Annotated in this window: 11 protein-coding genes; 10 read left to right on the top strand and 1 reads right to left on the bottom strand. The window is 68.6% G+C overall.

The window, feature by feature from the left end:
- Positions 1-76 precede the first annotated feature (76 nt).
- The 4 genes from aceB (at position 77) to ASE35_RS20320 (ending at position 7128) form a co-directional block, all read left to right on the top strand.
- Entirely contained in the window at positions 77-1687 is a 1611-nt protein-coding gene (gene aceB, locus ASE35_RS20335; RefSeq protein ID WP_056176938.1) for a malate synthase A, read from the top strand.
- 198 nt (positions 1688-1885) lie between these two features.
- The gene (aceA, locus tag ASE35_RS20330; RefSeq protein ID WP_056176935.1) at positions 1886-3181 is read left to right on the top strand and encodes an isocitrate lyase; all 1296 of its coding nucleotides are present in this window, start codon (positions 1886-1888) and stop codon (positions 3179-3181) included.
- A gap of 253 nt (positions 3182-3434) precedes the next feature.
- Positions 3435-4457, top strand: a complete 1023-nt coding sequence (locus ASE35_RS20325; RefSeq protein WP_235567224.1) for a GGDEF domain-containing protein — start codon at positions 3435-3437, stop codon at positions 4455-4457.
- A gap of 34 nt (positions 4458-4491) precedes the next feature.
- Positions 4492-7128 carry a putative peptide modification system cyclase gene (locus ASE35_RS20320; protein WP_057161702.1) on the top strand — a complete coding sequence of 879 codons (2637 nt, stop codon included), beginning with the start codon at positions 4492-4494 and terminating at the stop codon, positions 7126-7128.
- Here the strand turns inward: ASE35_RS20320 and ASE35_RS20315 are convergent.
- Positions 7080-7406 carry an NHLP-related RiPP peptide gene (locus tag ASE35_RS20315; protein ID WP_056176927.1) on the bottom strand — a complete coding sequence of 109 codons (327 nt, stop codon included), beginning with the start codon at positions 7404-7406 and terminating at the stop codon, positions 7080-7082. The two genes, ASE35_RS20320 and ASE35_RS20315, sit on opposite strands and share 49 nt — an antisense overlap.
- A 112-nt stretch (positions 7407-7518) precedes the next feature.
- Between ASE35_RS20315 and ASE35_RS20310 the strand changes: the two genes are divergently transcribed.
- The 6 genes from ASE35_RS20310 to ASE35_RS20285 all read left to right on the top strand — a co-directional run bounded on the left by ASE35_RS20310 (position 7519) and on the right by ASE35_RS20285 (position 12654).
- On the top strand, positions 7519-8685 hold the full coding sequence (locus tag ASE35_RS20310) for a putative peptide maturation dehydrogenase (protein WP_057164940.1): 1167 nt from the start codon (positions 7519-7521) through the stop codon (positions 8683-8685).
- A gap of 366 nt (positions 8686-9051) precedes the next feature.
- Complete coding sequence (locus tag ASE35_RS20305) at positions 9052-9498, top strand: hypothetical protein (protein WP_056176921.1); 447 nt, start codon at positions 9052-9054, stop codon at positions 9496-9498.
- A gap of 232 nt (positions 9499-9730) precedes the next feature.
- Positions 9731-10198 carry a hypothetical protein gene (locus tag ASE35_RS20300; RefSeq protein ID WP_157489602.1) on the top strand — a complete coding sequence of 156 codons (468 nt, stop codon included), beginning with the start codon at positions 9731-9733 and terminating at the stop codon, positions 10196-10198.
- 162 nt (positions 10199-10360) lie between these two features.
- Positions 10361-10816 (top strand): hypothetical protein, encoded by a 456-nt coding sequence (locus ASE35_RS20295; RefSeq protein WP_157489601.1) that lies wholly within the window; start codon positions 10361-10363, stop codon positions 10814-10816.
- Positions 10817-11028: 212 nt separating this feature from the next.
- Positions 11029-11481 (top strand): hypothetical protein, encoded by a 453-nt coding sequence (locus ASE35_RS20290; RefSeq protein ID WP_157489600.1) that lies wholly within the window; start codon positions 11029-11031, stop codon positions 11479-11481.
- 399 nt (positions 11482-11880) lie between these two features.
- Entirely contained in the window at positions 11881-12654 is a 774-nt protein-coding gene (locus tag ASE35_RS20285) for a transporter (protein ID WP_057164939.1), read from the top strand.
- The last annotated feature ends 32 nt before the right edge of the window (positions 12655-12686 follow it).

The following is a 12686-nucleotide window of genomic DNA, read 5'->3' as shown; positions in this document are numbered from 1 at the left end:
ACTTGATTGTCAAATACAAGACGCCAGCGCATGGTCGGAGCCCTAACGAAACACGCTAGAGGCGTAGGAGCAGGGCATGTCGGCAGTGATGGCGCAACGCCAGGAGACGCACGGGATCGAGTTGACGGCCAGCCTGGCCGGGCAGGAGCAGCTGCTCACGCCCGCGGCTCTGGCCTTCCTGGCCGACCTGCACCGCCGCTTCGAACCGGCTCGCCAGGCCCGCCTGGCCGCGCGCCGCGAGCGCCAGGCGTTCTTCGACGCCGGCGGCCTGCCGGATTTCCGTGCCGACACCGCCGCGATCCGCAGCGGCCAGTGGCGGGTCGCGCCGCTGCCGGCGGCGCTGCTGGACCGCCGCGTCGAGATCACCGGCCCGGTCGATCCGAAGATGGTCATCAACGCCCTCAACTCGGGCGCCAAGGTCTTCATGGCCGACTTCGAGGACAGCACCGCGCCGACCTGGTCCAACCTGCTGACCGGCCAGCGCGCGCTGAGGAAGGCTGTGGCCGGCACCCTGGACTGGATGGCGCCGGACGGCAGCAAGCACTACACCCTCAAGCCCTTCGAGCAGCAGGCGGTGCTGATGGTGCGGCCGCGCGGCTGGCACCTGGACGAGAAGCATCTGCTGATCGACGGCGCGCCGATCTCCGCCAGCCTGTTCGACCTGGGCCTGTTCGCTTTCCACAATGCGCAGGCGCTGGCCGCGAAGGATCGCGGACCCTATTTCTACCTGCCCAAGCTGCAGTCGATGGAAGAGGCGCAGCTGTGGAACGAGGCGCTGGACCGCGTCGAGCAGGCGCTGGGCCTGAGCGCCGGCCAGATCAAGGTCACGGTGCTGATCGAGACCCTGCCGGCGGTGTTCGAGATGGACGAGATCCTGCATGCGCTGCGCACGCGCATCGCCGGCCTCAACTGCGGCCGCTGGGACTACGTGTTCTCCTACCTCAAGACCTTCCGCGCGCATCGCGACAAGGTCCTGCCCGAGCGCGGCCAGGTGACGATGCTGCAGCCGTTCCTGCGTGCGTATTCGGAACTGCTGATCCAGACCTGCCACAAGCGCGGCGCGCACGCGATGGGCGGCATGGCCGCGCAGATTCCGATCAGCGGCGACGAGGCCGCCAACGAGGCCGCGCTGGCCAAGGTGCGCGCCGACAAGCTGCGCGAGGTCACCGCCGGTCACGACGGCACCTGGGTCGCGCATCCGGCGCTGATTCCGCTGGCGATGCGCATCTTCGACGAGCGCATGCCCGGCCCGCATCAGCAGCACGTGCTGCGCGACGACGTGCTGGTGATCCGCGACGATCTGATCAAGCCCTCGCTTGGCACGATCACGCGCGCCGGCTTCGAGGGCAACGTCGAGGTCTGCGTGCGCTATCTGGCCGCCTGGCTGGACGGCAACGGCTGCGTGCCGATCCATTGGCTGATGGAGGACGCGGCCACCGCCGAGATCGCGCGCACCCAGTTGTGGCAGTGGCTGCACGCCTCCGGCCTGCACCTGGACGACGGCACGCCGGTCGATTTCGCCCTGCTCGAACGCGCCCTGATCGGTCTACCCAGCAAGCTCGCCGAGCGCATGAACCTGCCCGGCGCGCAGCGCCTGGGCGAGGCGATCGCGATGCTCGACCAGCTCACCCACGCCGACACGCTGGAGGAGTTCTTGACCCTGCCGGCTTATCAACGCATCGACTGACCCGCTTGCCCGACTTGGCGGCGTCTGTGGGCGCGGCGTAAGCCGCGATTGAGTTCCGCCCGCCGACGCAACTGCGCCGGAGGGCGATCGCGGCTTACGTCGCTCCCACAGAAAGCAACTTGCCTCGCCTAGCTCCACCTACCGCGTCCCACCCTTACTCGCGCCTCACCCCACGACCCATACGCAAGGAACGAAGTCATGAGCCACCTGCCGACCGCCGAGCAACTCCGCAACGACTGGGCCAGCAATCCGCGCTGGGCCGGCATCACCCGGCCGTATTCGGCCGAGGACGTGGTGCGGCTGCGCGGCACGGTCCCGGTCGAGCACAGCATCGCCAAGCTCGGCGCCGCCAAGCTGTGGAACTCGCTCCACACCGAGGACTTCGTCAACGCGCTGGGCGCGCTGACCGGCAACCAGGCCATGCAGCAGGTCAAGGCCGGCCTCAAGGCGATCTACCTGTCGGGCTGGCAGGTCGCCGCCGACGCCAACATCGCCGGCGAGATGTACCCCGACCAGTCGCTGTATCCGGCCAACTCGGTGCCGCAGGTCGTGCGCCGCATCAACAACACCCTGCTGCGCGCCGATCAGATCCAGTGCGCGGAGGGCACCGGCGACATCGACTTCCTGCAGCCGATCGTGGCCGATGCCGAAGCCGGCTTCGGCGGCGTGCTCAACGCCTTCGAACTGATGAAGGGCATGATCGAGGCCGGCGCCTCGGGCGTGCATTTCGAGGACCAGCTGGCTTCGGTCAAGAAGTGCGGCCACATGGGCGGCAAGGTCCTGGTGCCGACCCGCGAGGCGGTCGAGAAGCTGGTCGCCGCGCGCCTGGCCGCCGACGTGATGGGCGTGCCGACCCTGATCGTGGCGCGCACCGACGCCGAAGCGGCCGACCTGCTCACCGCCGATATCGATCCCAACGATCAGCCCTTCACCACCGGCGAGCGCACCAACGAGGGTTTCTACAAGACCCGTAACGGCCTGGACCAGGCGATCAGCCGCGGCCTGGCTTACGCGCCCTATGCCGACCTGGTCTGGTGCGAGACCGGCAAGCCGGATCTGGAGTTCGCGCGCAAGTTCGCCGAAGCCATCCACGCCAAGTTCCCGGGCAAGCTGCTGGCCTACAACTGCTCGCCCAGCTTCAACTGGAAGAAGAACCTGGACGACGCCACGATCGCCAAGTTCCAGAAGGAGATCGCCGGCTACGGCTACAAGTTCCAGTTCATCACCCTGGCCGGCTTCCACAGCCTGAACTACGGCATGTTCAACCTCGCCCACGGCTACGCGCGTCGTCAGATGAGCGCCTTCGTGGAGCTGCAGGAGGCCGAGTTCGCCGCCGCCGAAAAGGGCTTCACCGCGGTCAAGCACCAGCGCGAGGTCGGTACCGGCTATTTCGACGCGGTCACCCAGACCATCCAGGGCGGGCAGTCCTCGACCGTCGCGCTCAAGGGCTCGACCGAGGAAGAGCAGTTCCAGCAGGACAAGGTCGCTGCCTGAATGCGGCCGCGCGGCGCGACCGGCGAGGGGGCCGGACGCGTCGCGGCGGCGGAACCGGCTTAGTCCGGCGATCGGGGTCTACTCGATGGGCGCGGTGGCCCGCGCCCCGCCCGACCGGCGGCGCGCGCGGTGACCGACTTCCCCTGGCCAGGACGTTTGCTGTTCAGGTGAGGTGCTATCCTGCCTCTCCAGCCTCTGAAGGAGCCGGGGATCCGGGGGTCGTGGGATGAATCGCGATGGTGCTGCGCCGACCATGACGGGCGGTCAGTTCAATTCGGATCCGATACCGGCGCCTAACGAAGCGGCGACGGCAGCGCTTAGCCAAGCGGAATTCGAACTGTTCGCCGAACTGGGTCGCCCGCGTCACGTCGAGGCCGGCCAGGTGCTGTTCCGTCGCGGCGAACTGGGCACCACCATGTTCGTGGTCGCGCGCGGCGCGATCGATCTCGACTTCGGCGACGACCTGGTCACCAAGCGCCTCGGCCCGCGCGAATTCTTCGGCGAACTCGGCCTGCTGATCGGCGATCACGCGCGCAGCGCCGACGCCATCGTCGCCGGCCCCGGCCTGTTGATCGAACTGCGTCACGAGGAATTCCAGCGCCTGGTCGACCGCAACGCCGGTCTGGTCTGCCATTTCCTGCGCCGCGCGATCATGCGCGTGGTGCTCAACGAGCAGGGCCTGATCCGGCGCCTGCGCCGTCGCAACCAGGATCTCGAAGCCGCCCTCGACAGCCTGTACGCGACCACCCACCAACTCAACCAGACCGAAGAGCTGGTCCGTACCGACGAGCTCACCGGCCTGTACAACCGCCGCGGCCTCACCCTGCACCTGCAGGAAGCGCGCGCGCTGGGCATGCCGCAGACCCTGGGCCTGGTGCTGGTGGACTGCGACCGCTTCAAGCAGGTCAACGACGACCACGGCCACCTGGCCGGCGATCGCGTACTGCAGAGCGTGGCCAACATCATGCGTTCGGTGGCCGGCCCCGACGACATCGCCTGCCGCCTGGGCGGCGACGAATTCTGCCTGCTGGTCTCGGCCGGGCACGCCCACGACGTGATGCGTTTCGCCGAGTTCATCGTCGCCACCACCCAGAACCTGATGTTGATGCCGCAGTCGCCGCCGACCATCTGTCCGGTCAGCGTCGGCGCCTGCATGGTCGACCCGCGCGCGGATTGGAACGACTGGTACGCGCGCGCCGACGAAGCGCTGTATCAAGCCAAACGCAAGGGCGGCAACCGCGTGCATTGGCAAGACGCGGCCCTGGAACCGGTCTGACCGGCGCACGCGAACGAACAAGGATGCCGTCGCGATGAATGATGCCCACCGCCCTCACCCGGAAGCGCCGCAGCTGCGCACCCTGCTGCTGACCGACCTGTGCGATTCGACCACCCTGGTCGAACGCCTCGGCGACGGCCCCGCGGCGGAACTGTTCCGCGAACACGACCGCCTGGTGCTGCAGCTGCAGCAGCAATGGCGCGGTCGCCTGATCGACCGTTCCGACGGCCTGTTGCTGTTGTTCGAACGCCCGATCGACGGCCTGGGTTTCGCATTGGATTACGAGCGCGGCCTGCGCGAGATCGGACGCGAGCGCAAGCAGACCCTGCTCGCGCGCGCCGGCCTGCACGTGGGCGAGGTGCTGACCTGGCGCAACAGCGACGAGGCGGTCAAGGTCGGCGCCAAGCCGCTGGAAGTCGAAGGCCTGGCCAAGCCCATGGCCGGGCGCCTGATGGCGATGGCGCGCCCCGGCCAGATCCTGCTGTCGGCGGTGGCCGAACCGCTGGCGCACCGCGCCGCGCGCGAGCTGGGCGAACGCGGCCAACAGCTGTTGTGGAAGTCCTACGGGCGCTGGCGCTTCAAGGGCGTGCCCGATTCGCAGGAGATCTACGAAGTCGGCGAGCCCGGCATCGCGCCGCTGCGCGCGCCGCCGAACTCGCCCAAGGCCTGGCGCGACGTGCCGCTGTGGCGGCGCCCGGCCGCACTCGCGGCCGAGGTCGCGGTATTGGCCGCGATCGGCGTGGGCGTGTGGTTCGTGACCAAGCCGCAGCCGGCGATCGCCTTCAACGAGCGCGACTGGGTGGTGGTGGGCGACCTGCGCAACCTCACCGGCCAGAGCGTGCTCGACGATTCGCTGGAGCAGGCGTTCCGGATCAGTCTGGAGCAGTCGCGCTACGTCAACGTGCTGTCCGACCTCAAGGCGCGCGACACCCTGGCGCGCATGCAGCGCAAGTCCGACACCTTCCTCGATCGTTCGGTCGCCTCCGAGATCGCGCTGCGCGACGGCGCGCGCGCGGTGATCCTGCCGACGGTGGCCGAAGTCGGCGGCCGCGTGCGGGTGAGCGCCGAGGTGGTCGATCCGCATACCCAGACCACGGTCTACGCCGAGTCCGTCGACGGCGTCGGCGCCGGCTCGGCGCTGTCCTCGATCGATCAGGTCACCGCCAGCCTACGCAACAAGTTGGGCGAGGCGCTGAAGTCGATCGACAACGACTCCGCGCCGTTGCCGCAGGTGACCACCAAGAATCTCGACGCCCTGCGCGCCTACGCGCTGGGCACCAAGGCCTACGCCAAGCGCCAGTTCCCGGAAGCGCTGCAGTACTTCCAGCGCGCGCTGGAGCTGGACCCGAACTTCGCCCTCGCCCACATGGGCGTGATGCGCGTGTATGTGAGCAACGCCGACAACGCGGCCGCCCAGCCCTCGCTCAAGCGCGCGCTGGCCCTGCGCGAGCACCTGCCCGCGCGCGACGCCTTGTACCTGGACGCCTGGGCGGCCGAATTCGGCCCGCAGCCCTCGCGCCGCGCCGCGCCCAAGTGGAAGCTGCTGGCCGGCCTGTATCCGGACTACTACGCCGGCCAGAGCCGCTTGGCCTGGTTCGATTTCACGTCCGGCCGCTACGACGCCGCACTGCGCGGCGCGCAGGCGTTCGCCGCGCCGCAGAACGCCCTGCGCGACATCGCCATGGAGCTCAAGGGCCGCGTCTACCTGGCCCAGGAGCGGCCGGCGCAGGCGCTGGAAAGCTTCAAGCAGGCCGAAACCGCCGGCCAATATCCGCCCACCCGCCGCCACGCCGCCGCGCTGGCGACCCTGCGCCGCTATCCCGAGGCCGAGAAGGTCCTGGCCGCGCTGCCCGCCAACGACCGCAGCCTGGGCGCGCTGGTCAACGAGTTCGAACGCATCTCGATTCCGCTGGACCAAGGCCGCCTCGGCGACGCCCAGCGCAGCGCCGACCGCGCCGCCGCGGCCGCGCGCGACGCCAACCCGCTGTTGCGCTATCCGTTCGCGATCGCCGACTACTGGACCGATCTGCTGCGCGATCCCCAATCGGTGCCGCCAGCCAAGATCGCCGCGCTCGCCGATGCGATCGTCGCCGACGCCGCCAACCCGGCCGGCCAGGCCGACCGCGACGATCTATTGGTGATGGCCCTGGCCGCGGTGCGGCTGGGCCAGCGCAGCGGCGACCGCGCGATCGGCGAGCGCCTGCTGCCGAAGTTGAGCGCGATGGCCGAGGAGTCCGGCCATGCCGGCGCGATCAAGTTGCTGAGCGTGGCCAAGGCCGAACAGCTGCGGCTGTCCGGCAAGCCCGCCGAGGCGGTTGCGCTGCTGTCGCGCGAAGTCGACGGCAGCGAGCCGTTCCAGTTGCGCGTCGCCTTGCGCGACGCGCTGCGCGACGCCGGCAAGGCCGAGGAAGCGCTGAAGCAGGACCGCTGGCTGGCCGCGCACCGCGGCCTGGCCTATATCGAACCGTTGGGCGGTCAGGCCCTGCAGGCGATGAGCGTGGCCGACGCCAGCCTGGCGCCGCTGGACGCGGCCGAACGCCTGGTCGGTCTCGGTCGCCCGGACGAAGCGCGACGGGAAGCCGAAGCCTTCCGCCGCGCCTGGGCGAGCGAGACCTTGCCGCCTTACTTGATGCGCAGGCTGGACGCGACGCTGCCCGCTTCGAAGCAGTGAACCACCGTGTGGGTGTCCTGCGACGTCAGGTAGCTGCGCAGCTCGTCCCGCGAGGCCTGGATTTCTTCCTTGGGGGCGATATTCGCCACCATCATGCAGCTCGTGTCCGATAGCGCGGCCTTGGTCTGTGCGGGCGCCAGCCCGACCCGGCCCAGCGCCGCCGCCGGATCCTGAACGAACAGTTCGCGGAAATGATCGTCGTTGCCGAGCTTGTCGAGCAGCTTGTCGGCGACCTTCGGATCCAGAGGCGGATGCCCCTTGGTGTTGTCGTTGCCCATCGGTACTCCCCCTAGCAGAGCCTGTTGCGGCCCCGATAGGCGACGAATCTATCCTTGTCCCACGTACGGGACAACCTCAAACTCCGTAAAAAATGCGGCGCGGGAGCTGAATATGCGGGTGCGGCGATGCGCGGTGGTGTTCCTGGAACCGCGCGAGGAGATCGGCTTCGATCTGCGATCCCTGCTCAGCGGCGGCGCCGGACTGCGGCGCAGCCGACGTTGGCTGGCCCTGGCGGCGCATCTGGAGGGCGAAGTCGAGATCGACGCCGACGAGCGCGAATTGCTGGGCGGCGTCAGTCCGGGCGAGTGGAGTTCGGCCGAGACGCTGGCCGCGGCGCCGGCCGACGCGCTGGCGCGTTTGCTCGAGGTCGGCCTGCTGATCGACGAGGACGCGGCCGATGGCGCGCACCGCGCGCGCGATCAGGCCGTGCGCGATGGCCATTGGTGGCCGGCGTCGGCGCTGCTGCATCGGCAGGCGCGCTGGGACGGCGTGGACGGCGTCGCCGACATGGAGGCCAAGGACATGACCACCGTGTCCGGCCTGCTCGACAAACTCGGCGCGCCGCCGCCACCGGTGCACGAACGGGTCGTGCCGCAGTCGCGCATCGCCTTGCCGGAAATCGCGCCCGACGCGTTCGACGCCTTGCTCGCGCGTCGCGCCACCTGCCGAAACTTCGACCGTGAACGGCCGCTGCCGCAGGTCCTGTTCGCGCACATGTTGCAACGCACGTTCGCCGCTCAGGCCCAGCTGCGCACCCACGACGACGCGGTGTTCCTGAAAAAGCACACGCCCTCGGCCGGCGGCCTGCACCCCACCGAGGCCTATCTGGTCGTGCAAAACGTCGAGGGCGTGACGCCCGGGCTGTATCACTACCACCCGGTCGCGCACGCGCTGGAGCCCTTGCCGGCGCCGGACGAAGCGCTGTCGGCATTCGCCTTGCGCGCGCTCGCCGGCCAGCACTGGTTCGCCGATGCGCACGCGCTGGCGGTGCTGACGCCGCGGTACGCGCGCTGCTTCTGGAAGTACCGCCACCACGCCAAGGCCTACCGCGCGCTGGTGCTGGACAGCGGCCACCTCTCGCAGACCCTGTACCTGAGCGCGACCGAGCTGGGCCTGGGCGCGTTCGTGACCTGCGCGATCAACGAGGTCGACATCGAGCGCGCATTCGGCCTGGACCCGCTGCAGGAAGGTCCGCTGGCGGTCTGCGGCTTCGGCTGGCGCGCGGCCGAACGGCGCACCGCCGAGTTCGACCCGGGCGGGGCGGTCTGGCCGTCCTAGCGGGGATGGCTGGCGCTGCACGAGGGCTCCTCAGGGGCATGGCCGACGCCGGTGGATCCTGAATGCGGGCCAGGTCGGGCCGGTCGTTTCCTGGCCCGGCCCACGCAGCGGCGCCTGCCTGCCGGCCACGGTTCGGCGCAGGTCGGGCACGGTTGATCGCATCGGCGTGGCGCCCAGGGGTCGCCGGTCCTGCGCTTCGGGCGCCGATGTCCTTAGCGCTAAGCCCATGACGATATTAGGTTTTAGTCGGAATCGGCATGCCCGGCCCGGCGCTGCGCCGGCGTTCGATTAAGGTTGAAGCTCACATTTTGCGCGCGTAACGTCGGTCGCTCGCAATCCAGCTATCCGTACCCCAGGAGTCGAGCCATGAAGTTCCGTGTTTGGGCCTTGTCGCTGTTGCTGATGGCCCCGGTCGCGTTCGCGTCGGTCGATCGCGGCGTGCTGCAGTTCGAATCGATCCGTTCCCAGCAGACCGAAATCCGCACCGCGGTCCAGGCCGGCAACGGCCGTTACAAGGACATGTCGGTGGGCACCCGCGGCGAATTGCTGGCCAAGCAGGATCACCTGTTCCAGCTGATGCAGGGCAAGCAGTCGACCCAGGACCTCAACGAAGACCAGAAGACGGACGTCTTCAACACCCTGGAATGGATCGAGGCGGCCATCAACAAGGCCGACGACGAGCGCATGATCTGCGAGCGCCGCCCGGTGCTGGGCAGCACCCGCAAGGAGCGCGTGTGCAAGACCGCCGGCCAGATGCGCGCCGAGCGCGAAGCCACTCGGGATCGCTTGGATAATCGCGAAGTGCGGCAGTAGAGCCTGTAACGAGTAACGAGTGGCCAGCCACTGGTTGCTCGTTACTGACAACTCGTTACTCGCGACTGGTACCCGGTCCGTAGTGGCGCAGCGCTAGCGCCGGGACAGGTCTGCCCGATCGGGGCCTGGCGGGCCGGGGCTGCGCGCGAACGGCGCCAGACCATCGACCGCCGCCGTCGGCATCGCTAAAGTGGGCGCAGCCCGGCTGTGGGCACCGACTTCGGGGACGGCGATGCGTGCATTGGCCAGTTGGACCTTACTGTGGGCGGCGTCCACCGCCGTCGCCGGCGAGCAGGCGCAGTCGCCTCCGCCGCTGCCGATCCTGGCGATCGTGGAGCAGCAAAAGCAGATCCGCGCCGACGACGTCGCCCGCCGCGGCCGCTACGGCCAGTTGCCCTTGGCGACCCGCGCCGAACTGTTGTCCAAGCAGGTCGAGATCCTGAGTCTGGTGGAAGACAAGGCCAGCACGGCCGATCTCAGCCGGCGCGAGCAGGTGGAAGTGTTCAATCGCCTGGAATGGATCGAAGCCGCCGTCAACGACACCGAAGAAGAGCGCATGATCTGCCGGCTCGAGCGAACCCTGGGCAGCAATCGCATGGTGCGCACCTGCCGCACGGTGGCCGACGAGCGCAAGGCAAAGGAAAGCGCGAACCGCAACCTGGATCGGCGCCCGCGTCAGGTCGGCGGCCAGGAAATCTGAAGCGGACCTGGGGCGACGGGCGAGCGCTCCGGCGTCGCGTGTCTGCCCGATTCTTGTGCGTTCACTCCACTGTTTTTACGTAAATATTGCCAATCGACAGCGGCTGGTAAGCCCGCTAGCGTGATTCGTTCCGAATAACCGGGTGCGCGGGGAGCGAAGTTCATGCGTGGTTTGATTTTTGCGGCGGTATTGCTGGCGTCCACGGCTGCGGCCGCGAGTGACGTGGCGCCCCGTCCGCCGTTGGCGATCTCGGCCATCACCGCTCAGCAAAAGCAGATCCACGACGACGTGATCGCCCAGCGCGGGCGTTACAAGGACATGCCGGCGAGCACCCGCAGCGAGCTGTTGTCCAAGCAGGCCGAAGTCCTGGCCATGATCGAAGGCAAGAACAGCTCCGGCGACCTGAGCCAGGAACAGCAGGTGCAGGTGTTCAACCGCCTGGAGTGGATCGAAGCCGCGATCAACAACGCCGAGGACGAGCGCATGGTCTGCAAGCGCGAGAAAACCATCGGCAGCACCCGCATTACCCGGGTCTGCCGGACCGTGGCGCAAGAGCGCGAGGCCCGCGAGGCCGCTCGCGACGAGCTGGACCGGGCCGACGTTCAGAATCGGCGTTGATGCCGACTGCGTGCAGGCGGGCCTGGCGCCTCCTGCACGTCTCTCCCGGGGCCGAATAGAGCGGCCTCAACCGGTGCGGCTACGCGCATATTCGACTCGGCGCATAACTGAAAAAATGTGCCTGTAGGCAGTCGACACGGCAGATTCGGCAAAGTATGTTCGGTGGCCCCGAAAGCCCACGGACCGTACCCATGTCGATGAAGAAAGCAATGATGGCCCTCATCCTAGGCGGCTTGCTGGCGGCGCCGCTGGCGTTCGCTTCGGTCGACCGCAACGTGCTGCAGGTCGAGTCCATTCGCAGCCAGCAGGCCGAGATCCGCAGCGGCGTCGAAGCGCGCACCGGCCGCTACAAGGACCTCTCCGCCGACACCCGTTCGCAACTGCTGAACAAGCAGGGCGAAGTGCTGCGCCTGCTCGACGGCAAGCAATCCACCAACGATCTCAACGAAGCGCAGAAGACCGAAGTCTTCAATGCGCTGGAGTGGATCGAAGCGGCGATCAACCAGACCGACGACGAGCGCATGGTCTGCGAGCGCCGCCCGATCCTGGGCAGCACGCGCAAGGAGCGCGTCTGCAAGACCGTCGCGCAGATGCGCGAGGAGCGCGATGCCGCGCGCAATCGCATGGATGCCCGCGGCGCCTGCGCGGACTGCAAGAGCAACTGAACTCAGGCGCGCACGCAGCTTGAACGGGCGGCCGCTGGCCGCCCGTTTTCGTTGCGGATCCGCCGGCCTGCGCGCAGGGCGATGATGGTCGCGCCCGACCGCGGTGGGCGCCGATGTGGCGTGGCTCTGGCGAAGGTGGGGACGGGGCGCCCGGCCCTGTCCGCATTACGGCGGACGGATGAGCGCGCAGTCCCGCCTGCGATCGACAGGGCGGCGCTTGCGCCGATGGCTAGCGCATCCGCTCGCGCTGCGTAGGCGCTAACGGTGTGGCGCTCGATGCTCCGATAGGCGGCCTGATACACGCCTGTTTCGTTGCGATCTTCAGGATAGGCCCGGTGGCGGTCGGTGCCGCGGGTGTTATAAGGGCAACATCCGCTACGACTTGGTCATCGAGCCGCGATGAAGCGCTTCGACCTCATGCTGGCCAGCGCTTGGTGCCTCCTGGGCCTCGCCGTCGCTGCGCCGGTCCGGGCCGACGATGCGCCCGGCTTCGACCGCCCGGGCATCGCCTTCGGAACCGATACCCTGCCGCGCGGCGGCATCGCCTGGGAACAGGGATTGCCCGACGCCAGCTGGGACAACAGCGAGGGGGTGCGCACGCGTACCTGGGTCGCCGACACGTTGCTGCGTTTCGGGCTGGCCGAAACCGTCGAACTGCAACTGGGTGCGGACAGCTACGGCGGCGTGCGTCGGCGCGGCCTCGGTGCGCGCACCAGCCAACACGGCGGTGGCGATGGCCGGCTCGGCCTGAAATGGGTGCCCAGCACAGGCGGCGATGCCTTTTCCGTAGGCGTGCTGGCGACCGCGTCGCTGCCTGTCGGCCAAGCCCCTGTGGGCGATGGCGGCCATGTTTACGATTTGGGCATCACTGCGGCGTGGGACCTGCGGAACGATCGCAGCGTCGCTTTGTACCTGGACCGCAGTTGGGGCGACGGCGGTGGCTGGCTGTTCTCGCCGAGCTATGGATTCCAGGTGTCCGAACGGGTCGCCGGCTATGTCGAAGCCGGCATCGGTAGCGGCGCCCAGCGCCAGCGCGTGGCGGGCGGTGGCCTGACCTGGGCGGCGACGCCACGCTTGCAGTTCGACGTGTCGTTCCTGCGCGGACTGGATGCGGATAGCGTCGATTGGCAGGCGGGCGTGGGAATGGCGCTGTATTTCGCGCCGAGGCGTTGAATCCTGGCGCTGCGATCGAGCGCGCCATCGAT

It is taken from the genome of Lysobacter sp. Root916 (assembly GCF_001429785.1).
GTDB lineage: Bacteria > Pseudomonadota > Gammaproteobacteria > Xanthomonadales > Xanthomonadaceae > Lysobacter.
The sequence above is the reverse complement of the archived record's forward strand: the minus strand, read 5'-3'. Positions and strand labels throughout refer to the sequence as shown.